Source organism: Paenibacillus lactis (assembly GCF_017873605.1).
Taxonomy (GTDB): Bacteria; Bacillota; Bacilli; order Paenibacillales; family Paenibacillaceae; genus Paenibacillus_AQ; species Paenibacillus_AQ lactis.
Genome location: NZ_JAGGKI010000003.1, coordinates 44,903 through 67,940, shown reverse-complemented (window position 1 = coordinate 67,940; position 23,038 = coordinate 44,903). Strand labels below are relative to the sequence as shown.

Below are 23,038 nucleotides of genomic sequence, written 5' to 3'. Positions count from 1 at the left end.
GATAGGAGGAGCACCACATGATCCGGAGAATTGAGTTTGACCAGCAGCTCGACGAGCTGAAAACATTACTGCGCGAGATGGGAAAGCATATGGAGGAGGCACTGGCCTTGGCCGTACAGTCTCTGCAGACCCTGGATGCGGACAAAGCCCAGCGCGTCGTTGACAACGACGTCCAGCTGAACGCGATGGAAGAGCAGATCATGGACATCGGCTCGCGCCTGATCGTCACCCAGCAGCCGGTGGCGAAAGATTTGCGGCGCATTCTGGTCGCCTTCCGGATCGCGAGCGATCTGGAGCGGATGGGGGATCTGGCACGCGACGTTGCCAAAGTCACCCTTCGCCTCCAAGGCCAGAAGCTGATCAAGCCTTTGGTGGATCTGCCGCGCATGTCGGATCAAGTGCGGGCGATGGTATCGGAATCCATCGAATCCTATCTGACGGAGAATACGGACCTGGCTTATAAAATGGCCCAGGACGATGATCAGGTGGATCATTTGTACAGCATTATTTTGCAGGACCTATTCGCTCACCTGACCTCGGATCCGGATACGGCGAATCAAGCGATGCTGCTGGTCATGGTTGGCCGGTACATCGAACGCATTGCCGACCATGCGACCAATATCGGGGAAAGCACGGTTTATCTGGTGACGGGACACCGTCCGGACCTGAATCAATAAGATGCTTTAAAGAACGGGAACGCCGGCTATATGCCGGCGTTTTTTTATGCTACGGCCTGCCATTAAAGCAGCAACCGCAGATTTAATGCAGATCCCCCGGATTTATCCGAGCGTCTATTAGGAAGCATTCTTCATTTTTTAAGTAAGACGGGAGGATCATTCGGAATTTAGCGGTAACCTATGTTATCATGAGGTAAGGAAGAATTATGGGTGCGAGGTGTTCTATGGACAAGCTGATCCTGATTGATGGAAACAATATTATTTACAGGGCGTTCTTTGCCATGCCGCCGCTGACGAATGCGAGCGGCCAGCAGACGAACGCCGTTTACGGTTTTACAACCATGCTGCTTCGCCTGATCGAAGAGCATAAACCAACACATATGATGGTGGCCTTCGATGCGGGCAAGGAAACGTTTCGGCATGCGGACTATCAGGATTACAAGGGCGGCCGCCAGAAGACGCCGCCGGAGCTGTCCGGACAATTTCCGCTGCTGAAGGAGCTGCTTAAAGGATTGGGCGTTTCCCAATTCGAGATCGGCGGATATGAAGCCGACGATATTATCGGAACGATTACGCGCCAGGCCGATGAAGCCGGCCGGAAGGTGATGGTCGTGTCCGGGGACAAGGATATGCTGCAGCTGGCATCCGAGAATACGACGATTGCGATGGTCCGCAAGGGCGTCACCGAAATCGAGTACTACGGACCGGAGCAGATCAAGGAGCGTTACGATCTCACCCCCGAACAGATCATTGATCTGAAAGGCCTGATGGGCGATGCCTCGGACAACATTCCCGGCGTTCCTGGCGTCGGCGAGAAGACGGCGCTTAAGCTGCTGCATGAATTCGGTTCGGTAGAAGAGGTTGTCGCCCGCTCTGGCGAGCTGAAGGGCAAGATGAAGGAAAAGATCGAGGAGCATGCCGATTCGGCGATTCTAAGCAAAAAGCTGGCGACGATCTTCCGCGAGGTACCGCTTGAGCAGACATTGGACGATATGGTGTTTAATGGTCTCAACGAGGAGACAGCCGGCCCCGCGCTGGCGAAGCTGGAATTCAAATCGTTGATCGAACGGCTTGATCTCCGCACGAGCGGAGGCGGCTCGGAAGCCGAGTCGGAGCCGCAGGCTCAGATCGACGTGACGATCGTGGATGAAGGAAAGCTTGCGGAGCTTGCAGGTGTACTGGAGCAGGTCAGCATCCTGCATGTGGAAACCCATGGCGATAACCCGCATCATGCGGAGGTGATCGGCGTGGCGCTGGCCACGGAGGACCGCCAGTTCTACATTCCGTTCGACGTGCTGAAGTCGGAGGCGGCGGAGCCGATCCGGACGTGGCTGGCCAGCAGCGACATTCCAAAACGCGGGTATGATCTTCACCGGATCGACCTGGCGCTTCATTGGCAGGACATCCCTTTTGCCGGCGCGGCGTTCGACGTTCATCTGGCCGGGTATTTGCTTGATCCGACAGAGGCGAACCAGAGCCTTAGCGGATTGGCTGCGAAGTACGGCCTGTCGTACCTGCAGGCGGATGAGGATGTGTTCGGGAAAGGGGCAAAATACAAGGTACCGGACACGGACAAGCTCAGCGAGCATATGGCCCGCAAATGTCTGGCTGCCGCCCAGCTGATTCCGCTCCAGGAGAAGGAATTGGCCGATAATGAAATGCTTCCGCTGTTCTATGATCTGGAAATGCCGCTGTCCCGGATTTTGGCCGATATGGAGAAGCAGGGCATTGCCGTCAATGTGGAGGATCTGAAGGAGCTCGGGCGCGAGTTCGAGGCGCAAATCGAGCGGCTCGTTCAGGAAATTTACGAGATTGCAGGAACGGAATTTAATTTGAATTCTCCGAAACAGCTCGGCGAAATTCTGTTCGTTAAGCTGCAGCTGCCTGTCATCAAGAAGACCAAGACCGGTTATTCGACGGACGCCGAAGTGCTGGAGAAGCTGGCGCCGTATCACGATATCGTCCGGCTGATTCTCCAATACCGGACGCTTGCCAAGCTTCAATCGACGTATGTTGAAGGTCTGTTGAAGGAGATTTCCGGGAAGACGGGCAAGGTGCATACGTATTACCGTCAGACTATCGCCGCCACGGGACGGCTGAGCAGCCAATATCCGAACCTGCAGAATATTCCGATCAGGCTGGAGGAAGGACGGAAGCTGCGCAAAGTGTTTGTGCCTTCCGAGCCGGGCTGGAGCATTTTGGCCGCGGACTATTCGCAGATCGAGCTGCGCGTGCTTGCCCATATTTCGGACGACGAGCGGCTGAAGGAAGCGTTCCTGCATGATATGGACATTCACACGAAGACGGCCATGGATGTATTCGGCGTCGGCGTGGATGAGGTTGATGCCAACATGCGCCGGTCCGCGAAGGCGGTCAATTTCGGCATTGTGTACGGCATCAGCGATTACGGCCTGTCGCAGAACCTGAACATCACCCGGAAGGAAGCGGCGGCTTTCATCGACCAGTATTTCGAGGTGTTCCAGGGCGTTCGCCGCTACATGGACGAAATCGTTAAGGAAGCCAAGCAGAACGGTTACGTGAAGACGCTGCTCGAACGCAGACGGTACCTTCCCGAGATTAATGCAAGCAACTTCAACCTTCGTTCCTTTGCCGAACGGACGGCGATGAATACGCCGATTCAGGGGACGGCCGCCGATATTATCAAGCTGGCGATGGTTCATATGGATGCCGCCTTGCAGGAGCGCAAGCTGAAGAGCCGCATGCTGCTGCAGGTACACGATGAATTGGTATTCGAGGTGCCGGAGGATGAGCTTGAAATCATGAAGGAGCTTGTGCCTGAGGTGATGAGCCATGCGCTAGCGCTGTCGGTTCCGCTGAAATCGGAGGTCAGCTACGGCACGAACTGGTACGAGGCGAAGTAGAGTCTCTGCTGGCCGATGGGGCAAGGCAAGGTGGTGCCGTTAGGAGCTGTAGAAAGCGATACAGCTGCATTCGTCGAGGGCGATGTGGAGTAACGCGGCGAGGCACGCGGGTACGATGGTTTTAGCGTTGCGCAGCTACGCGAACGAAAGTGCCGGTCGGTCCGTGGATTTACTTTGGCGGCACCGTTGTCGGCATCGCCTGTCTTGAAGTCAGCGGCAGCAGGTCGGCGGGACCAAAGTCATTTAGGATAAAATGCCACAGGTTTCCACCCCAGGTGGGTGCCGCTCCATCCCATCTTCCGGTATAATGAGGTAGAGGTGAAGTTATTATGCCGGAATTGCCGGAAGTCGAAACAGTCAAACGAACCCTTAATCAATTGATTAAAGGCAAATATATAGATCATGTGACCGTAAATCTGCCGCGAATCATTCAGCGGCCTGACGATGTGGATGCTTTTGCATTTATGCTGAAAGGCCATACGATTGAAGGTGTCGAGCGCAGGGGGAAGTTTCTGCGCATCTTGCTGGACGGGCTTGTGCTTGTCTCACACCTTCGGATGGAAGGCCGCTATGGGCTCTACCGGAAGGATGAGCCCGTAGAGAAGCATACCCACGTCATTTTTCATTTTTCGGACGGTACGGAATTGAGATACAAGGACGTGCGCCAATTTGGCACGATGCATCTGTTCGCACCGGGCGAGGAGTTTAACCATCCGCCGTTATCGAAGCTTGGCTATGAGCCTCTGGACGATACGCTGACTCCGGATACTTTCAAAGAAGTGATCGGCAGCAAGAAGACGAAGATCAAAGCGGTGCTGCTGAATCAGGCATATGTCGTCGGCATCGGAAATATATATGTCGATGAATCCTTATTCCGGGCCGGCATTCATCCGGAGATCCCGGCCAATAAGCTCGGGGACGATGAACTGTCCCGGCTGTACCATTCGATTGTGGCCACCCTGTCCGAGGCGGTAGAAGCGGGCGGGGCCTCCATTAAGTCCTATGTTAACGGTCAGGGCGAGATGGGCATGTTCCAGCACAGTCTCAAAATCTACGGCCGGAAGGACGAGCCCTGCTACGGCTGCGGCGGTCCGGTCTTCAAGACGGTTGTCGGCGGAAGGGGCACGCATTACTGCCCTTCATGCCAGCCGGACAGGAAGTAAGGAACTGGGCGTGCACCCCTTCTTTTCTCCACTCATATAATGAGGAGACAATTGGGAAGCTGATCAGGCTATTAGCTGCCATGAAATAACGGCTAAGCGAAGGCTTGATGGGTTCTGCGAAGGAGGGAAGAGAGGGTGCTCAGTCATTTTTTCTCGCCCATACTGCTGGCTATGGCGCTAAGCTTGGACGGGTTTGGGGCAGGGGTTACATACGGTCTGCGCAAAACCAAAATCCCGCTGCTGTCCGTTCTTATTATCTCGCTGTGTTCGGGACTCGTGCTTGGCGTCTCCATGCAGGCGGGGGCGCTGCTCCAGCGGTTTTTGTCCCCGTCAGCGGCATCGGTGATCGGGGCGGCCATTCTGATTCTGCTCGGCTTATGGTCGTTATATCAGCAGGTTTGGGGAACAAGAGATCGCAAGGTAAGGGCGCATGGAATCGATCAGGGGATTGCGCACTACGGAACGGACGGACCGCGGGCTGACGAACAGTCGGGCGTGAACCGGGAAGAACATGCGGGTGGCGGCGAAGCTCTGCAGAAGGCGGTTTTCTCATTTGAAATCCGCAAGCTTGGCCTCGTCATCCAAATTCTGCGGAGCCCTGTCCAAGCGGATATGGACAATTCCGGGAGCATCTCTTCATGGGAAGCGATGTGGCTAGGCATTGCGCTGTCGCTCGATGCATTCGGAGCCGGTCTTGGCGCGGCGATGCTCGGTTTTTCCCCGCTCGGCACGGCTTCAGTGGTCGCACTATTCAGCGGGATCTTTCTAATGCTGGGGATGAGGGTCGGACTGCGGTTTGCATCAAAGAACGGCATGCGTCTGATCTCGTACCTTCCCGCGTTATTGTTAATCATCATGGGTATAATGAAGCTGTTATGAGGTGAAGTCATGAATATCGGTTTAACCGGAGGAATCGCAACAGGCAAAAGCACCGTGTCCTCCATGCTGACCACGAAGGGGGCGCTTCTCGTCGATGCGGATGTCATCGCCCGGGAAGTCATGCTCCCGGGTCATCCGGTGCTGGCTGAGGTGACCGCTCATTTCGGACAACATATTTTGCTGGAAGACGGAACGCTCAATCGAAAAAAGCTGGGGGAGATCATCTTTCGGGACCCCGAGCAGCGGGAAGCGCTGAACCGGATTACCCACCCGGCCATTCGGCAGGAAATCCGGGACCGGACGGAAGCCTACGAACGCGATTATCCAGACCGCCTTGTCGTGGCGGATATCCCGCTGCTGCTGGAGGCGCGTGAACAGTATTCTTTTCTGGAACAGATTGTCGTCGTCTATGTTCCCAGAGAGCTGCAAATCCGGCGACTGATGGATCGTGATGCGCTGACGGAAGGACAAGCCGCGGCCCGTCTCGGGAGTCAGATGGATATTGAAGCCAAGAAGAAGCTTGCGGATATCGTTATCGACAATAGCGGAACGCTGGACGAGACGAAGCAGCAGGTGGACAAGCTGTGGAACAGGATGGTTCGGGTATGAAGTGGCTCCGTAAAAAAAGAGTGCTGCTTCTGCTGTTTGTATCTTTTGTCGGGCTGCTGTTTCTGAGCTCGAATTGGATGACCTTGCTGTACCCGATCGAGTACAGGGACGAGATTCGAAAGCATGCGGACTATTATGATGTCGATCCGTTTCTGGTTGCCTCCATTATCCGTGTAGAGACGAACTTCAAGCCCGGCAAGGAATCCAAAAAGGGAGCGCTCGGGATTATGCAGCTGATGCCGGATACAGCTAACTGGGCGATGGAAATGGCCAAGCTTCCTTCCGTGACGCTGTCCAGCGTCAAGAATGAAGTGGACACGAACATTCAGCTCGGAACGTGGTATATTCAGAACCTGCATCAGGAAATGGACGGCAATCCGATTGCGGCTATCGCTGCGTACAACGCCGGTCCGGGAAACGTTAAGAACTGGATCAAAAAGGGCATGTGGGACGGCACGTACGAGAACGTTAAGCGGATTCCGGTCGGAGAGACGCGGCATTATGTGCAGCGTGTCATTTATTATTATAATCAATACACGAGTGTGTATAATGATCGATTCTAAGCCTATACGAAGAAAAGAGCGTTGACAGCTCTTATCAAGCCGCCAACACTCCTTTTGAGTAAGAATCAATTATTGACCGGAGAATTGACCAGCCAATTGTTGCTCGGCCAGGGTTACCAGGCGCTTCGTGATGTAACCCCCGATCGAACCGTTCTCGTAGGAAGTCATGTTACCTTGGTATCCGTCTTGTGGGATGGAGATACCAAGCTCTTGAGCTACCTCGTACTTCAACTGCTCAAGAGCAGCGTTTGCGCGAGGCACAACCAGGTTGTTGGAGTTGTTGTTGCTTTGTGGCATTGTAGTTCACCTCCTTGAGTTGGTAAAAGTATTATGTCTCCGGTTTCGCATTTTCATAACAACAAAGACAGAACATTTTTTGGTAATTTTTGCAGTCCGATTGGATGAAGACTTTCGTGTAGAGGAAGTGACATGATTTTATGAAATGCCCATATTGCGGCTATGCCGGTACGAAGGTGCTTGACTCGCGTCCGGCCAACGAGAATAAATCCATCCGGCGCAGGAGGGAATGCGAGCAGTGCAGCCGTCGTTTTACAACGTTTGAGATGGTGGAAGAAACGCCGCTGATCGTCGTGAAGAAGGATGGCAGCCGGGAAGAATTCAGCAGGGAGAAGGTGCTGCGCGGTCTGATTCGGGCCTGCGAGAAGCGTCCGGTCTCGGTGGATCAGTTGGATATGATCGTATCCGATGTGGAGAAGGCGCTCCGAAATACGGCCGCTGCCGAGGTGGAGAGCCGTCAGATCGGTGAGCTGTTGATGGAACGGCTGTATCCTGTCGACGAGGTGGCGTATGTGAGGTTCGCTTCGGTATACCGCCAGTTTAAAGATATCAATATGTTCATGAAGGAGCTGAAAAGTCTCCTCTCCAAAGATACGGACGAACATAACCTCTAAGAGCGCCTGCAGCCCATGTGCTGCCGTGGGCGCTCAAGGTCCCTTGTGTCTTGTATTCCGTGTTAAGTGACGTTATATTATGAAGCAAAATGCTGCATCTGTTCTTCGAACAAAAAGTCCAGAAAATATGTTGACAGGCCTGCAGAAATTTTATATGATATAGAAGTCGCTTACGGGGCCTTAGCTCAGCTGGGAGAGCGCATCGCTGGCAGCGATGAGGTCAGGGGTTCGATCCCCCTAGGCTCCATACTATAAAGAAAGTCCTTGGATTTCCAAGGACTTTTTTGTTTTTATTGGGCTTGGGCGAATTTATAATACGTTTCCAGTGTGACGAAGGTGATAGCCCAATTTTTGTATCAAAGTGGAAATATAATAGTCGTCTTACAAGGTATCCATTGAAAACGCTTAAGGTCTGTTATCCTCTGTCCAGCGTCATGCTTCGGTAATGTTTAGGGGAGGTACCCATGATCTTTTTAAACATTTTGGAAAACAGCAGAGGGTCGCTATAGCCGACAGAACGAGCGATATCGCCGATCGACAGCTCAGCGTTTCCCATCATTTTGCATGCCATATCGATCCTGTAGCGAATCAAATAATCCTGAATGCTTACGTTCATTTGTCGCTTGAATAATGAGCATAAATAGCTTCGATTCAGCCCGATAAAATGTGCAATGTCCTCGATGGTGATTTTTTGGGAAAAGTTCATTTCGATAAAATCCTTCACCTGCTCAACGTAAATTTCCGCCCGGCTATCCTTCTGAATCGGGGGCGTTTCGGGTCCGGATTCCACCAACAACGATAACATCAGATAGAGCAGCCCCGTTAGTCTGGTTTCGCGGGCTTTATGGCTTTCACTCGATTGAGCCATCCACTGCAAATACTGATAGATCCTATCGTCTCTATCATAATAGAGGATCGGAGATGAAGGGGTTAGCCCTGCTTGCTTAAGGAGCGATTCGGCCAGCGTGCCGTCAAATCCGAACCACCCATATGACCAAGGGTTCACTTCATCGGCCTGATAATAGGTTACGACATTGGGGCAAATCAGGAACCCCTGGCCTTTCCGGAGGCGATACCTGCTTCCCCCTACCTCGAAGATTCCTTCCCCATTGAAAATATAATGGAGCAAATAGTGAGTTCTTATAGCGGGCCCAAAATAATGACCAGAGATACAATCCTCTATGCCAAATTGAGTGAGATGCAGTTCGGTGTGTTGTTTACTTCTCGGCAAATACTCAATCACAATCAAAACCCCTCATGATATAATACCTATCATAATAACATAACTAGCGAGCACCGTGCCATGTACGAAATATCTGTTGTGCTATATCATTTTATGGGTCTGCCGCATTTCTGCAATAACCTGATCAATCCTTAAACCATGTTTTTTTGATTCAGGATATGTCATAAGCAGGTGGTCAAGGCAGCTATATCATGCATGAAGCTTCAATGGAAGAGAAAGAGAGGATGTAACAATGGGCGTAACGGTGCAAGAGCAAACAGGGTTGTTTCATTTACAGTCATCCGACATGAGCTATTTGATTCAGATCGTGGACGGTTATCCTGTACATGTGTATTGGGGAGGCAAACTGAAGCAGCGGGAGAAGATGAGCGATCTGCTGATTCATACTCCCGCGGGAGCTGGATTGGACCGGTTGCCGCAAGAATACCCGCAGTACGGCAGCGGAGACTTCCGTAATCCGGCTTACCAAGCCGAACTTGAGGATGGAACGCGGATTACCGAGCTCAAGTATGACGGCTACCGGATTCTGAAGGGAAAGCCGCATTTAATTGGACTTCCGGCTGTTTATACGGAGGACGAATCCGAAGCGGATTCACTCGAGCTGATTTTAAAGGATACATACTCGGGACTTAAAGTAGTCCTTCTCTATACCATCTTTGCGGATCGCAACGTGATCGTTCGTTCAACGCAGCTCAGCAACGAGGGGGACAAGAAGCTGCGGCTTCGCCGTGCCCTAAGCGCAAGCGTCGATTTGACCGGCAAAGGCGATATGGAAATCATGTATCTTTCCGGAGCCTGGGCGAGGGAAGGAACTATCAGAAGAAGACCGCTAGTGCAGGGCGAAACCCGCATCGATAGCAAAAGAGGCATGAGCAGCCACCAATTCAACCCTTTCGCCGCGTTGGTCAGCAAGGAAACGACGGAAGATCACGGGGAGGCTTTCGGCTTCAGCCTTGTGTATAGCGGCAGCTTTGAAGCTGGAGCGGAGGTGGATTCATTCGGCTCAACGAGGTTTAGCATCGGCGTGAACTCTTTTGACTTCGCCTGGCAGCTGAATCCGGGGGACAGCTTTCAGACGCCGGAAGCGGTGATGGTATACTCCGGACATGGACTTGGAGAGATGTCGCGGACGTACCATCGTTTGTATCGTACCCGCCTTTGCCGAGGGAAGTATTGGGACGAAGAACGGCCGATTCTGGTCAATAACTGGGAGGCCACCTATTTTAACTTCGATGCGGACAAGTTGGTATCGATCGCAGAAGAGGGGGCCAAGCTAGGCATCGAACTGTTTGTGTTGGATGACGGTTGGTTCGGGAAACGGGATTCCGACAATTCGTCGTTGGGCGATTGGTACGAGGACCGCCGGAAGCTGCCGGGCGGGCTCGCGGATGTTGCGGAACGCGTCAATCGGCTTGGCCTGAAATTCGGGCTCTGGTTCGAGCCCGAGATGATTTCCCCGGACAGCGAACTGTACCGTAAGCATCCGGATTGGTGTCTTCATGTTCCTGGCCGGAGGCGGACCGAAGCCAGATGGCAGTTAGTGCTGGATTACACTCGCCAGGAAGTGCGCGATTACATCTACGATTCGTTGTCTGCGATATTCACCAGCGTGCCGGTCTCTTACGTAAAATGGGACATGAACCGCTGCCTGACGGAGATCGGTTCCGCTGCCCTGCAGCCGGAGCATCAAGCCGAGACCGCTCACCGCTATGTGCTTGGATTGTACGAGCTGCTCGAGCGCATCACTGCCGATTTTCCGCATATTTTGTTCGAAAGCTGCTCCAGCGGCGGCGGACGTTTCGATCCCGGCATGCTGTATTACATGCCCCAAACCTGGACAAGCGATAATACCGATGCGGTCGAAAGACTGAAGATTCAATACGGCACCAGCCTTGTGTATCCCGTAAGCGCAATCGGAGCACATGTGTCGGCGGTTCCGAACCATCAGGTTGGACGAATCACGCCCCTCGAATTTCGAGGAGATGTCGCCATGTCCGGAAACTTCGGATATGAGCTGGATCTTACGAACTTCACCGATGAAGAAAAGGAAACGGTCAAACGCCAAGTCGCGACCTACAAGCAAATTCGGGGTCTGGTTCAGCAAGGCGACTTATACCGCCTGAAGAGCCCTTTTGAAGGAAATGAGTCCGCCTGGATGTTCGTTTCGGAAGACAAAGAGGAAGCCCTCGTTTACGCTTTTCAAGTGATGGCCGTGCCGAACGCGCCTTTGCGGACCGTGCGCCTTGGCGGACTTGACCCGGAACTGGAATACGAAGTGGAGTCCTCGATCAGCGGAGAGAAATCGATCTATGGGGGAGACAGACTGATGCAGCTTGGCCTGCCCCTTAAATACGAACAGAAGGACTATCAAAGCATGTGGTTCAGGCTGAAGGCAGTGAAGCCCCTGACCAGGTTTAATATCAAGTCCTATGCCCGATTGAGAAATCATCGACGAAGCTAAGCCCCTTTCTAAGTGAAAAGGGGCTTTTGCACGCAGCAAGACAGACTCGGGAGGTTGTAGACATGTTTTTTATCCGAATCATGAATGACATGAAAATGAAGAAGAAGCTGGCGATTACGTTCATATCGGTGGCCGTTCTTCCCTTGCTGCTATCCGGCCTGTTTCTGACCGGGAAGCTCCGCGAGCTTGTCATTAAAGACGCCTTTACGCAAGTGTCCAGCAATGTTGAACGCGTTCGAAAACGTACGGAAGAGCTAATCAAGGTGCCGCTCGATATTTCGAACCGGCTGATGAATGACAACATGATGAAGAGAGTAGCCGGCCAAAAGTACGACAGCTATGTCGAAGTCATTCAGGCATACCGGGAGTACACGGATATTCGAGACTACCTCCAGCTGTACAAGGAGATATCGGGTATCCGCGTCTATGCAGAAAATAAGGGAGCGCTCAACAATTGGGAATTTATCCAGCCGGACGAAAGCATCACAACCCGGGACTGGTATAAGGCGGCCATCGAGCAGAAAGGGCTGGTTGGCTGGAATTTAATCGAGGATGAACGGAAGGCTGCCGAGTATCTAAGCTTGTTTCGTTCCTTTCCGCTTGACTCCTCTGGGCGAAAAGGGGTTCTGGTCATCAATGTGGACAAGCAGCATTTAAATTCCATTCTGGACCAGGAGTCGTTTCCTACCTTTATCGTGGATAATCAGCATCGGATCGTCGCGTCCAATCAAGTTAGGGGATCGGGAAAGGAATTATCGGATATGCACACCAGTGAAAATATACGATCCCTTCAGGAGGGAAGTTACGACATGTCCGTTAACGGCAAAGCGTCCAAGGTGGTTATCGCCAGTTTACATCCACAGGATAGCTGGAACGGACTTCGCATTATTTCCATTTTCTCTGTTGCCGAAATTACCCGTAATGCTGATCAAGTGATCCGTCTCGGCGCGGCCGTGATCACAGCCAGTCTGCTATTTGCCGCCCTGCTTGTTTATGCTTCCGCTTCGTTATTGTCCGGAAGGCTCCTTCGGTTGAGCAAGCATATGTCCAAAGTCCGGTCCGGATCCTGGGAAGCCTTTCTGCATATCGATGGAAATGACGAAATTGGCATGCTGTCCAGGCAATTTAATGCGCTGGTCAGAGACGTGAACGATTTGGTCCATGAAGTCCAGGAAACGAATCACCAGAAAAGCCTGGTGGAGCAGAGGCAGAACGAGATTAAGTTCAAGATGCTGACCAGCCAGATTAACCCCCATTTTCTGTTCAACTCGCTGGAGTCGATCCGGATGGAGGCCCATATTCGCAAGCAAGACGATATCGCGGAGGCGGTGTGGCTGCTGAGCACGCTCCTGCGCAGCAGTCTCGAGACCGGCAACGGGAAGATTTCGCTTAGCAAAGAGCTTGAGCGGGTGCGCTGTTATCTCGATATTCAAAAATTCAGGTATGAAGACCGTTTAAGGTATCAATTGACGGTGGACCCGGGCCTGGAGGAGATGATGGTCCCGCCATTCATGATTCAGCCTTTGGTGGAGAACGCCGTCGTTCATGGCTTGGATAACCGCGCGGAAGGAGTCATCATTAACGTAGAAGTAAAAGAAATTCCGAGAGGAATTCAAGTCAACGTGAGTGATAACGGCTCTGGCCTTTCGGCCGATCGTCTCGCGCTTATTCGGGAAGAGCTTGCTTCATCCGTTCTGGATGAGGAGGAGCAGCGGATCGGGCTGCGAAACGTCAATGACCGGCTTATCTTGCTGTACGGGGCAGCCAGTGCGCTGCATATCGAAAGCGAACCTGGAGTCGGAACTTGTGTCACATTTTTTATTCCTGGGGGTGGTTCCGAATGATGAAGGTCATGATCGTGGACGATGAACCGAAGCTTCGTCAAGGCCTTCAAACCTTGATACCGTGGGAAAGCCTGGGACTAACCGTTACGGCCACGGCATCCAATGGAATAGAAGCGTTGGAGATGATTCATCAAGAGCCTCCAGACATTGCCGTCGTCGATATCCGCATGCCGCTTATGGATGGATTGCAATTGATCCAGTCCCTTACATCGACCGGTCATCAAATGCAATTTATCATCCTCAGCGGGTATGCCGACTTCGAATATGCCAAACAAGCGATTAAATACGGGGTTTCCGGGTATCTCCTTAAACCTGTGGATATCAGTGAAATGAAGAATACGCTAAAGCGGGTAAGCGAGCGTATCAAAGAGGACCGCCTGAAACAGGGGCAGCACCAGATGAAGGCTGTGAACCGGAACTGGTTTTTGCACGATCTTTTCGCTCCGCAGGATAAATCCAAAGACCCCGCCGCTATGAAGAGCATGGCAAAAGAGGCCGGGCTGCTGTGGTGCAGCTACGAGACCGTTGCGGTTTTTCCGCGGGTTTCCGAAGTCGAGCGCCCCGCTGCGCTGCAGAGGCTTGATCATGCGCTGAAGCCGATCATTGAGGGCAGGGATATGGGGGTGGTTACCGTTAGTTCCCCGTACGTAATCCTGCTCCTGCGAGAGCCGCTGCGCAGCAAACAGCGCCGGGAGGAATTGTACCGGGAGATCGCGAACGCTTCGGGCGACTACCGATTCGTCGCTGCAACCGGGGGAACGGTATCGGTGCCCGAAGAGATTAACCGCTCATTTTTAAAAGCGCAGGAATTGATCAAGCAAGCCTTTTTCTGCGAGAAGGGACGTCTGCTGGGGCCCAATCCTTCGCTTCATTCTGTACCGGAATCCACTGGGCTCTCGAACCATAACGTCGAAGAGACGATGGAGGAGCTCGTCTTCCGCTTGTATTACAGCTTGGATGCAGGAAACCAGACCATGATACGTCCATTGTTGGAAGAGGCGGCTGCATTTTTCCTTACGCAGGAGCCGGATGAAAGCTTTGTCAAAGAATCGTTCTTCTTTCTATCCAACGCCGTCATTCATAAGCTGACTGCGGGCTCACGAAAGGAAATGAAGGGGACGGAGGAGGTTTCGCGATTTTTGAAAGGGATATTCGAATTCGAGTTTCTGGACGAGCTGATCGACGAGACCTGCCGTTTTCTGCTCGGATTAGCGGAGGACGCTGAACCGGAAGGGAAGGAAAAAGAATTAAAGATCATGATCAACATCATTCATAGGCATTATGCCGATAACCTGAAACTGGAAACATTGGCCGGGATGCTGAACTACAGCACGGCATATTTGGGACAGCTCTTTAAAAATAAGACTGGTGAGTACTTCAACACCTACCTGGACAGGGTCCGGATCCAAAAAGCCAAGGAGCTGCTGGAACAGGGAAAGAAGGTTTATGAGGTCGCCGAACTCGTCGGTTACACAAGCGTCAATTACTTCCACAGCAAATTCAAAAAATACGAGGGCCGTTCACCCTCTGAATTTAAAAATCCATAATTTGTGGATGATTTTTACCGAAATCCGTGGTATGGGCCGCTTCTCTCCTATGACTTATGATGAAGTCTAGGAGAGGGGGGGAAACATGAAAGCGATAACATTAAAAACAGAAAACGGATACAAGAAGACAGAGCAATCCAAGAGGACTGCATGGAAGGTGTTCAAAAACCAGAAGTATCTTTACTTCATGTCCATCCCGTTCGTTCTTTGGGTCTTTGTCTTTCAGTACCTGCCGCTATGGGGCTGGACAATGGCCTTCCAAAAATATAGACCCGGCGCAAGTTTTTTCGAACAGAAATGGGTCGGATTCGAGCACTTCCGCACGTTGTTCCAGGATGACCATTTCTACCAGGTGCTCCGAAATACGCTGGCCATGAGCTTTATGGGACTGATCGCGGGCTTCATCATCCCGGTCGCCTTTGCCCTGATGCTCAATGAGGTTCGTTCACAGGTTATGAAACGTTTTGTGCAGACCGTGTCTTATCTGCCGCATTTTGTTTCGTGGGTTGTAGCTGCGGGCATCGTGACCAAAATGCTCTCGACGGACGGCGGCGTCGTGAACAGCCTGCTCATGAGTCTCAACATTATCGATCAGCCGATTCAGTTCATGGCACAGGGGCAATGGTTCTGGGGGATTGTAACGGGAGCGGACATTTGGAAGGAAACCGGATGGAACGCCATCATCTACTTGGCGGCTATTTCCGGAATCGGCCCTGAGTTGTACGAAGCGGCACGGGTCGACGGCGCAAGCCGGCTGCGGCAAATGTGGCATATCACGCTGCCGGGGATTCGACCGACAATCATCGTGCTCCTGATCATGTCCATTGGCCATTTGCTCGGTACAGGCTTCGAGAAACAGTTTCTGTTAGGCAATCACCTGGTCATCGATTACTCCGAAGTGCTTGACTTGTATGCGCTTAATTATGGATTGGCCATGGGACGCTACTCGTTCGGGACGGCGATCAATATCTTCAATTCGGTCATAAGCCTGATCCTGTTGTTTGCGGCTAATGGAATATTTAAGCGCTTTACTAACGAAAGCATTATGTAAGGAGGAAGACATGGGGACTGTCAAGAGTACTACATCGGCCGGTCGAATGAAAAGCAAGCTGAAGTCAAAATCACCGCTGGACCGAATGCTGGAAGTGTTCGTTTATCTATCCATGATCGTGGTTACCGTTCTGACGATTTATCCGTTTTTAAACGTGCTGGCGATCTCCTTTAACGATTCGGTGGACACCGTCAGAGGGGGGATTACGATCTGGCCAAGGCAATTCACGTTGCGAAATTACGAAATGATTTTTTCTTTCAGCGGCTTGATTACCGGATTTAAAATTTCCGTACTGCGGACGGTCATTGGCACCTTAGCGGGCTTGATTAGCGGTTCCATGCTGGCTTACACGCTTGCGCGCAGGGAATTCCAAGCAAGAAAATTTATTTCAACCTTTCTGGCTATAACCATGTATGTTTCGGGCGGACTGATTCCGGGATTTATCCTGATGAAGGATCTGCATCTCATCAATACGTTTGCCGTTTACATTTTGCCGGGCCTCGTAAGCGCGTTTAATGTTTTCGTTATCCGTTCCTTCATTGACGGTCTGCCTTATGCGCTGCAAGAATCGGCCAAACTCGACGGTGCCAACGATTTTACGATTTACTGGCGCGTCATCCTGCCTCTTTGCAAACCGGCGTTAGCCACTGTAGCGCTCTTCTTGGCGGTAGGGCAATGGAACTCTTGGTTCGATACCTATCTGTTCAACGGGTCCAACGAATCGTTGACAACGCTGCAATATGAGCTGATGAAAATTTTGCAAAGCACAACAACCAGTGCGACCAATTCCCAGGATGCTGCCAATATGGCCCAGCGCATGGCGCAGGTTTCGCCGGAATCTGTTAAAATGGCAATCACGATCATCGTTACGGTGCCGATTCTGGTCGTCTATCCTTTCCTGCAAAAATATTTTGTGAAGGGTATGACGCTCGGAGCCGTGAAGAGTTAAAACGAAGATACCGGTATGTCCAGACCTATCGCCCGTCTTTTACTTTATTGTCGATACTTATTATTCATTGGGGGTTAAGCTTCATGAGACCGAAATTCAAAAGGGTGGCGGCGTCTTTACTGGCGCTGACTTTAGTTGCAACGCTTGCAGCATGCGGCGGAAGTGATGGCTCGTCTGCAGCTCATTCAGATAACGATTCATCCGGGGCGAATAGCAATGATCTGAAGCCCATTACATTTACTTATTTTTCGGAGGACTCCAGCACCAACTGGAATAACATGAACGACGAAGTCGGCAAGGTAATCACGGAAAAAACCGGCGTGACCTTGGACGCGGAGTTCGCTGTCGGCGATCCGGTTCAAAAGATTTCGCTTATTGCGGCAACCGGCAATTACCCCGATTTGATCGCAGCCAAGGCTGATGTCGGCAAGCTTGTCGACGCCGGAGCGATCATCGATCTGACTGATTTGATCGACAAGCATGCACCGAACATCAAGAAAATGCTTGGAGACAAGCTTGTTCGGACGAAGTACAGTTTGGACGACCAAGCGATCTACGCGATCCCGACCTGGTCGGCCGTCGATGAGGTGAAAATTAAAGCTGACGGAGGGTTTGAGCTTCAGCACCGTGTCGTCAAGGAAGCCGGGTATCCGGAAATTCGCACAGTAAAGGACTTTGAAAAAGCGATACAGGATTATATTACCAAGCATCCGACAGACGAAAACGGCAACAAAAATATCGGCTTGTCCTTGAACGCCGACGATTGGCATATGTACCAAGTGACCAATTTGGGATTCAAGACGACCGGAGGACCGGATGACGGGGAATATTACATTGATCAGAAAACGCACCAAGCGACGTACCATTTCCGCCGTCCGGAAGAAAAGGAGTTCTTCCGCTGGTTGAATCATATGAACGCCATTGGACTGCTGGATCCGGAAAGCTTCGTGCAGAAGACCGATCAGTTTAAGGCGAAAGTGGCTTCGGGCCGGGTTCTTGGTCTTGCCGCACCGGAATGGGAATATGGAGACGGGGAAAACGCGCTGAAGGCAGCGGGCAAATTCGACCAGACCTACGGTCATTATCCGGTCACGATGAGCAAGGAGTACAAGGACACGAGCTTCTGGTCTGCCGGCTTTGACGGAGGGTACGGAATCTCAATCTCCAGCACATGCAAGGATCCGGTACGTGCCATTAAGTTCCTCGACTTTTTGGCATCGGAGGAAGGACAAATTCTGAATAACTGGGGTATCGAAGGCAAGCATTACACGATGGAAAACGGGAAGCGGACGCTAATTCCGGAGGTACAGGAGCGGGCGATCAATGATGCCGCGGCGTTCCAAAAAGAGTCCGGTCTCGGACTATACTGGAACTTGATGGTCCATTACGGCGACGGCATCAAGGATTCTACCGGCAACTACTTCACGCGGAACTATCCGGAGCTGCTGACCGCGAATTATAATGAAGCGGAAAAGGAAACGTTGAAGGCTTATAAGGCCGAGCATTGGAAGGACCTGTTCCCTAAAGAAGACGAATTTCAACCGAGAGCATATGGAGCAGCATACACGATGTCGCTGCCAAACGATGATCCTGCTGTAATCCTGGCTGCCAAAATGAAGGATATAACATGGAAACGAATCCCCGAGGCCGTGATGTCCAAGCCGGAAGACTTCGACAAGATTTGGGATGCCTATATGGCAGAGCTGGAGAAGGCCGGAGTTAAAGAAATGGAAGAGGCTTATACCAAGCATATCAAAAATCGGGTCGAGCTCTGGTCTACTCAGTAACAGGTGATAAATTCAAGCACGATCAATTATTGCATTGACTTAATGCGTTTCGTAAAGCGTCTGTGTTAATTTTTCAAGCCCATCCAACAACAGCCTTAGCCCTGACTCATCGGGGACTAAGGCTGTTATTTCCTTAAGGGACTTACCGTGCAATTTGATGAGTTCGTGCTGTTATCCATTTTTGCGTATGCTGTATAGTGTCTAGTTACGACTGCGGCTGCACATCCCGTTCAAATGCGACGATCCAATCGCCCTGAATGGCGGCATAGCCGGTGTCTCCCTCCACAACGAGGCCATACAGATTTTTGACATCAAGGAATTCTTTCCGGTCTCCATTATCAAATTCGAGGGTGATGTAATAATACGTTCGTGATGAATTGCTGGAATGCATCATGCCGTTATCTCCACTGTGATGATTCGTATGGTGACGGACGTCCATGCGTTTGGAGACAACCCGGGCATACTCTGACTTGCGGGGCGATTTGGCGTTCTTAACATAACTGGCGCCATTGGAGATGAAGCCCACAATCACAATCACGAATACAATTCCAAACAGAATGGGGACCAGCGTAAACATAAAATCAAAGCCTCCGCCAAAAGACGGTCCTTGCGGCATCATCGACGGCACTCCTCTCTGTCGTTATTTTTCATTGTATATATGTACGGTAAAATGGATTGAAATGTTTCAAAATTTGGAAACATGATGGCCCTGGGCGATCTGTACGCAACGACTTCAGGAGTATTTATCCACCATTTCTAGTAAGTATTTTCGAAATTCTTCAACATATGATTGGGGCTCTACGATTTCTAGATTTGTGCCGAAACCTGCTAAAAATTGAAAACCAATGCTGTTTTGAGGGACATGGATGGTGACCAACAAAAGTTCAGAACTATAGGGTTCAATACTCTTTCGGCCGTATCTTTCAATGAATTGATCTTTTATGCCAGGCGAAATCAACGCCTTGACTGCGACTAATTCGGGTTGATAATTTGCTTCCTGCTCTTGCTCCAGCATATCGTCTCTAGGACTGAACGTTGGTCCATTCATGTGAAGATGATCGATCCGGGATAATTTAAAAGCTCTATATCCCATACGTTGCAGACAGAATCCTTTCAGGTACCAACTCGTTTCGCTAAAATGGAGCTGATAGGGCTCGACCGTTCTTTTCGTCACAGTGCCATTCTTATCTATATAATCAAACGAAACTAATCTTCTCTTTAATATGGCTTCCTGGCAGGTCCTCAAGATTTCAAGCATCTCCTTCCGGCCCTCCCAATCGTAAAATGACAATCGGACTGAATGATTCAGAGACCATGGACTGACCATGGCTTCTATTTTTTTAATCGTCATTTCAACTTCTTCGCTAACGAGAATTTTTTCCAATCCGCCGAGCGCGGTTAATATATTCTCTAAATCGGAGCTGCTTAAGAGACGTTTATCGACCTTGAATTCGTCCAAAATGCCGTAGCCGCCATGAACTCCATTGACCGCATAGATCGGGATGTTGGATAGACTCAGTGTTTCCATGTCGCGAAGAATCGTTCTTTTGGATACATGAAATAATTGCGCGAATTCGTTTGCTGAAACGATTTCTTTTTTTAGCAATATCATGATGATCGAAATGAGCCTCTCAATTTTGTCCATATTCGTCCCTCATTGCTTTTATATTTAATCTAAGAACGGTGACAGAATGCTGTCACCTTTTATACATTATACTTCATGTATCACTAGAAGGAGGTATTGCTTTATGTCAGCTATTGCCTATTTAAACTTTGATGGAAATGCAGCACAAGCGATTGATTTTTATGCAAAAGCTTTCAACGCGATTGAAGTGAAGAAAGTTAAATTTGGAGATATTCCGCAAGATCCAAACTATCCATTGCCCGAAAATGAGCTGGATATGATCATGGAAGCTTCGATCGAATTCGCAGGCGGGAAGATCATGATGTCGGACATTTTGCCTTCGATGAAGAGTGTGACAGGTGAGCTGGTGAAAGGAAACAATATTCTGATTAGTCTAGTCATCGATGATAAGCAGAAGCTGGAAAGCTACTTTTCTAGTTTATCTGAGGGTGGTTATGTGATCATGCCGTTATCCAATACACCTTGGTCTTCGTGCTTTGGAATGCTGGTTGATAAATTTGGAGTCAACTGGAAATTTAATCGTGACGCGGAGCTGTTTCTTGATAACGTAATATCCAACAGACAATAGCTTATTCTTACAAATGGCCTTGAAACTGAAGGCCATTTTTTTATATACCGATGGAGGCACGATTTCGAGGAAATGAAGTGAGCTTTTTTTCATGCGAAAATTCTAGGGAGACAGCGAAGTCCTCAGAGGGCTTGTTCGATAGCCTTACTCCAGAGAATAAAATGTTAGTTCAATTCAAAGAAGCCAGGACTCGATAAATCGGAGGTCATGGCTTCTTTTGCCTGGTAATAAAAGCGCCGGGCTATAATGTAATAATCAAATGGTACGGCTAATCACAGCCCGAAGAAAAATGCATGAAATCGGCTGATTTAGGTTTCAGGGATGCTTGCGGATGATCGAATCATCCTCTTCCATGAACGGCCACGCTGGGTATTCCACCGGGAGCCTGCTCACTTCGTCGAGCCGGGCGAGCTCGTCAGCTGTCAGCACGATGCCGCTCGCCTCCAGGTTATCCTGCAGCTGATCCGGCCGCTTGGCACCGATGATGACGCTGGTTACCGCAGGCTGGTTCAGCAGCCAGGCGAGGGCGATGCGAGCCACTGTGGACTCGCGATCCTTCGCGATGTCTTCCAGCACATCGATGATGTGATAGGATTTGTCTACATCCACTGGCGGAAAAGCAAACTTGGTGTGCCGGTCATCCGCATTTCCGTTGCGGCCGCGGGCGTATTTGCCCGATAGGAATCCGCCGGCCAGCGGGCTCCATACGAGCAGCCCCATATTCTGATCCTTCAGGACGGGAATGATCTCTCTTTCAATCTCGCGTCCGGCCAGCGAATAATACGACTGACTGCTTTTGAACGCGTGCAGACCGAGTTCTCTGGAAATGCCGCGGGCTTTCATCAGCTCCCAGCCGGTCATATTGGAGGAGCCGATGTAGCGGACCTTGCCGCTGCGGACCAGGTCGTCCAGCGCGCGCAGCGTCTCTTCCCAATCGGTCAGCTGGTCCGGATTATGGATCTGGTACAGGTCGATATAATCGGTTCCGAGCCGTTTCAGGCTCTCTTCCACCTGACGCATGATGTGCAGCCTGGACAAGCCCAGGTCGTTAGGCCCGCTTCCCGTGCGTCCTCTCACCTTCGTAGCGAGAATAACGTCTTGCCGTTTCGACCCAAGCGCTTTACCGAGAATTTCCTCTGAACGACCGCCGGCGTAAATGTTGGAGGTATCAAAGAAATTGACACCCGCTTCTAGCGCCTGCCCGACGAGTCTTGCAGCGTCCTGATCACCCAGGCCGCCAAAAACGCCCCACTGGCCGCCGCCGCCAAACGACATTGCCCCCAGTCCGATCTCCGACACCAGCACCCCTGTATTTCCCAGCAAATTGTATTTCATCTTTTATCCCTCCAAATTTTGTTTTATATTGATGAAGACGGGGATGCTCAAAGAAAGACGCAAAAATACGGAAATTTTTTAAAAAATAAATGCGAATAGACGCCAGAAACTCAAAATTCAGGGGAGGGGAAGATAGAATGCAGGAAAGAAATGTAATGGAAAAATTACCGGTGCGGAAGACGAAAAAGGAAACAGGGAAATCCGAACAGCCAGCGGCAGGCTTGAGTCAGGCGGGAATTACGCCGGAAATGCTGTGGGATCAATACTATAAGCCGATTGCTGCTTTTGTCGCAAGAAGAACGAATCGTCACCCCGATACAGAAGATATCGTGCAGACGGTATTTATGAAGGCTTACCGGCACCTGCCGGAGCTGCAGGATCCGAATCGGCTGCGAGCCTGGCTGTACCAGATTGCCCGGAATACGGTAGCGGATCATTTCCGCAAGGAGAAACGGCTGGATGAGCTGCCGGAGCAGATCCCAATCGTGATGGAAGAGGAAGACGAAGATACCTTGCAGGAGGCGATTTGCGGGATGAAGGGCGTCATTCCCTACCTGCCGGATAAGTATCGGGAGGCGGTCGAGCTCTCCGAACTGAAGGGGCTGTCGCAGAAGGAGCTGAGCGAGCGGCTCGGCATTTCTTATTCAGGTGCAAAATCGAGGGTACAACGGGGCAGGGAAATGGTGCGGGATTTGATGAATAGCTGCTGTACGATACGGACCGACAAGTACGGCAACATCATTGATTACCGAGTGAATTTGTCCAAACCGATTGTCTATGGACGGGTCGCTAAGAAACCGGTGAGACGAAAGACGGCGTCCTCAATAGAACGATGATGAAGAAGGGAAACCACCATCGAGACCTCGATAAGATACGGCGATGGAGATGGAACGTTGTATCGACTTATGCTTCCAATGATATATG

The 23,038-nt window shown here is 51.0% G+C and carries 20 protein-coding genes and 1 tRNA gene; 16 read left to right on the top strand and 5 right to left on the bottom strand.

Features of this window, described 5'->3' with window-relative positions; all coding sequences use genetic code 11:
• Window positions 1–17: 17 nt before the first annotated feature.
• The 6 genes from phoU to J2Z18_RS05905 all read left to right on the top strand — a co-directional run bounded on the left by phoU (window position 18) and on the right by J2Z18_RS05905 (window position 6,773).
• Window positions 18–677, top strand: a complete 660-nt coding sequence (phoU, locus tag J2Z18_RS05930; RefSeq protein ID WP_007127420.1) for a phosphate signaling complex protein PhoU — start codon at window positions 18–20, stop codon at window positions 675–677.
• Between the two features lie 224 nt (window positions 678–901).
• Window positions 902–3,559, top strand: a complete 2,658-nt coding sequence (gene polA, locus J2Z18_RS05925) for a DNA polymerase I (RefSeq protein ID WP_007127421.1) — start codon at window positions 902–904, stop codon at window positions 3,557–3,559.
• 329 nt (window positions 3,560–3,888) lie between these two features.
• On the top strand, window positions 3,889–4,722 hold the full coding sequence (gene mutM / locus J2Z18_RS05920; RefSeq protein ID WP_210094373.1) for a DNA-formamidopyrimidine glycosylase: 834 nt from the start codon (window positions 3,889–3,891) through the stop codon (window positions 4,720–4,722).
• A 135-nt stretch (window positions 4,723–4,857) separates the two neighbouring features.
• Window positions 4,858–5,601, top strand: coding sequence for an MntP/YtaF family protein (locus J2Z18_RS05915; protein WP_007127423.1), 744 nt, complete (start codon window positions 4,858–4,860; stop codon window positions 5,599–5,601).
• 9 nt (window positions 5,602–5,610) lie between these two features.
• Window positions 5,611–6,210, top strand: a complete 600-nt coding sequence (coaE, locus tag J2Z18_RS05910) for a dephospho-CoA kinase (RefSeq protein WP_007127424.1) — start codon at window positions 5,611–5,613, stop codon at window positions 6,208–6,210.
• Window positions 6,207–6,773, top strand: coding sequence for a lytic transglycosylase domain-containing protein (locus tag J2Z18_RS05905; protein ID WP_028403886.1), 567 nt, complete (start codon window positions 6,207–6,209; stop codon window positions 6,771–6,773). The genes coaE and J2Z18_RS05905 overlap by 4 nt, the downstream gene beginning before the upstream one ends.
• Before the next feature lie 69 nt (window positions 6,774–6,842).
• Here the strand turns inward: J2Z18_RS05905 and J2Z18_RS05900 are convergent, their stop codons facing one another.
• Window positions 6,843–7,070 (bottom strand): alpha/beta-type small acid-soluble spore protein, encoded by a 228-nt coding sequence (locus J2Z18_RS05900; protein WP_007127426.1) that lies wholly within the window; start codon window positions 7,068–7,070, stop codon window positions 6,843–6,845.
• Window positions 7,071–7,210: 140 nt separating this feature from the next.
• On the opposite strand from J2Z18_RS05900, the gene nrdR reads away from it, so the two are divergent.
• Both nrdR and J2Z18_RS05890 read left to right on the top strand, forming a co-directional pair.
• On the top strand, window positions 7,211–7,684 hold the full coding sequence (gene nrdR / locus J2Z18_RS05895) for a transcriptional regulator NrdR (RefSeq protein ID WP_007127427.1): 474 nt from the start codon (window positions 7,211–7,213) through the stop codon (window positions 7,682–7,684).
• Window positions 7,685–7,858: 174 nt separating this feature from the next.
• Window positions 7,859–7,931 (top strand) — tRNA-Ala (locus J2Z18_RS05890).
• Between the two features lie 168 nt (window positions 7,932–8,099).
• Here J2Z18_RS05890 and J2Z18_RS05885 read toward each other — a convergent pair.
• The gene (locus J2Z18_RS05885; RefSeq protein WP_210094372.1) at window positions 8,100–8,927 is read right to left on the bottom strand and encodes an AraC family transcriptional regulator; all 828 of its coding nucleotides are present in this window, start codon (window positions 8,925–8,927) and stop codon (window positions 8,100–8,102) included.
• Between the two features lie 232 nt (window positions 8,928–9,159).
• Here J2Z18_RS05885 and J2Z18_RS05880 point away from each other — a divergent pair, with 232 nt between their 5' ends.
• The 6 genes from J2Z18_RS05880 (at window position 9,160) to J2Z18_RS05855 (ending at window position 18,566) form a co-directional block, all read left to right on the top strand.
• The gene (locus J2Z18_RS05880) at window positions 9,160–11,388 is read left to right on the top strand and encodes an alpha-galactosidase (RefSeq protein WP_007127430.1); all 2,229 of its coding nucleotides are present in this window, start codon (window positions 9,160–9,162) and stop codon (window positions 11,386–11,388) included.
• A gap of 62 nt (window positions 11,389–11,450) precedes the next feature.
• The gene (locus J2Z18_RS05875; protein WP_007127431.1) at window positions 11,451–13,232 is read left to right on the top strand and encodes a sensor histidine kinase; all 1,782 of its coding nucleotides are present in this window, start codon (window positions 11,451–11,453) and stop codon (window positions 13,230–13,232) included.
• The gene (locus tag J2Z18_RS05870) at window positions 13,229–14,779 is read left to right on the top strand and encodes a response regulator transcription factor (RefSeq protein ID WP_007127432.1); all 1,551 of its coding nucleotides are present in this window, start codon (window positions 13,229–13,231) and stop codon (window positions 14,777–14,779) included. The genes J2Z18_RS05875 and J2Z18_RS05870 overlap by 4 nt, the downstream gene beginning before the upstream one ends.
• A gap of 85 nt (window positions 14,780–14,864) precedes the next feature.
• The gene (locus tag J2Z18_RS05865; RefSeq protein WP_007127433.1) at window positions 14,865–15,830 is read left to right on the top strand and encodes an ABC transporter permease; all 966 of its coding nucleotides are present in this window, start codon (window positions 14,865–14,867) and stop codon (window positions 15,828–15,830) included.
• Window positions 15,831–15,840: 10 nt separating this feature from the next.
• Window positions 15,841–16,779: a carbohydrate ABC transporter permease gene (locus tag J2Z18_RS05860; RefSeq protein ID WP_007127434.1), complete on the top strand. Its 939-nt coding sequence runs from the start codon at window positions 15,841–15,843 to the stop codon at window positions 16,777–16,779.
• A gap of 278 nt (window positions 16,780–17,057) precedes the next feature.
• Window positions 17,058–18,566 carry an ABC transporter substrate-binding protein gene (locus J2Z18_RS05855; RefSeq protein ID WP_007127435.1) on the top strand — a complete coding sequence of 503 codons (1,509 nt, stop codon included), beginning with the start codon at window positions 17,058–17,060 and terminating at the stop codon, window positions 18,564–18,566.
• A gap of 205 nt (window positions 18,567–18,771) precedes the next feature.
• On the opposite strand, the gene J2Z18_RS05850 is transcribed toward J2Z18_RS05855, so the two are convergent.
• Window positions 18,772–19,185, bottom strand: coding sequence for a DUF2500 domain-containing protein (locus J2Z18_RS05850; protein WP_007127436.1), 414 nt, complete (start codon window positions 19,183–19,185; stop codon window positions 18,772–18,774).
• 114 nt (window positions 19,186–19,299) lie between these two features.
• Window positions 19,300–20,211 carry a helix-turn-helix transcriptional regulator gene (locus tag J2Z18_RS05845; protein WP_007127437.1) on the bottom strand — a complete coding sequence of 304 codons (912 nt, stop codon included), beginning with the start codon at window positions 20,209–20,211 and terminating at the stop codon, window positions 19,300–19,302.
• A gap of 103 nt (window positions 20,212–20,314) precedes the next feature.
• On the opposite strand from J2Z18_RS05845, the gene J2Z18_RS05840 reads away from it, so the two are divergent.
• A complete protein-coding gene (locus tag J2Z18_RS05840) occupies window positions 20,315–20,779 on the top strand; it encodes a VOC family protein (protein ID WP_007127438.1) in 465 nt (154 codons plus the stop codon).
• 315 nt (window positions 20,780–21,094) lie between these two features.
• Here J2Z18_RS05840 and J2Z18_RS05835 read toward each other — a convergent pair whose 3' ends face one another.
• Window positions 21,095–22,114 (bottom strand): aldo/keto reductase, encoded by a 1,020-nt coding sequence (locus J2Z18_RS05835; RefSeq protein WP_007127439.1) that lies wholly within the window; start codon window positions 22,112–22,114, stop codon window positions 21,095–21,097.
• A 155-nt stretch (window positions 22,115–22,269) separates the two neighbouring features.
• Between J2Z18_RS05835 and sigZ the strand changes: the two genes are divergently transcribed.
• Window positions 22,270–22,950, top strand: a complete 681-nt coding sequence (gene sigZ, locus J2Z18_RS05830; protein ID WP_167324072.1) for an RNA polymerase sigma factor SigZ — start codon at window positions 22,270–22,272, stop codon at window positions 22,948–22,950.
• Window positions 22,951–23,038 lie beyond the last annotated feature (88 nt).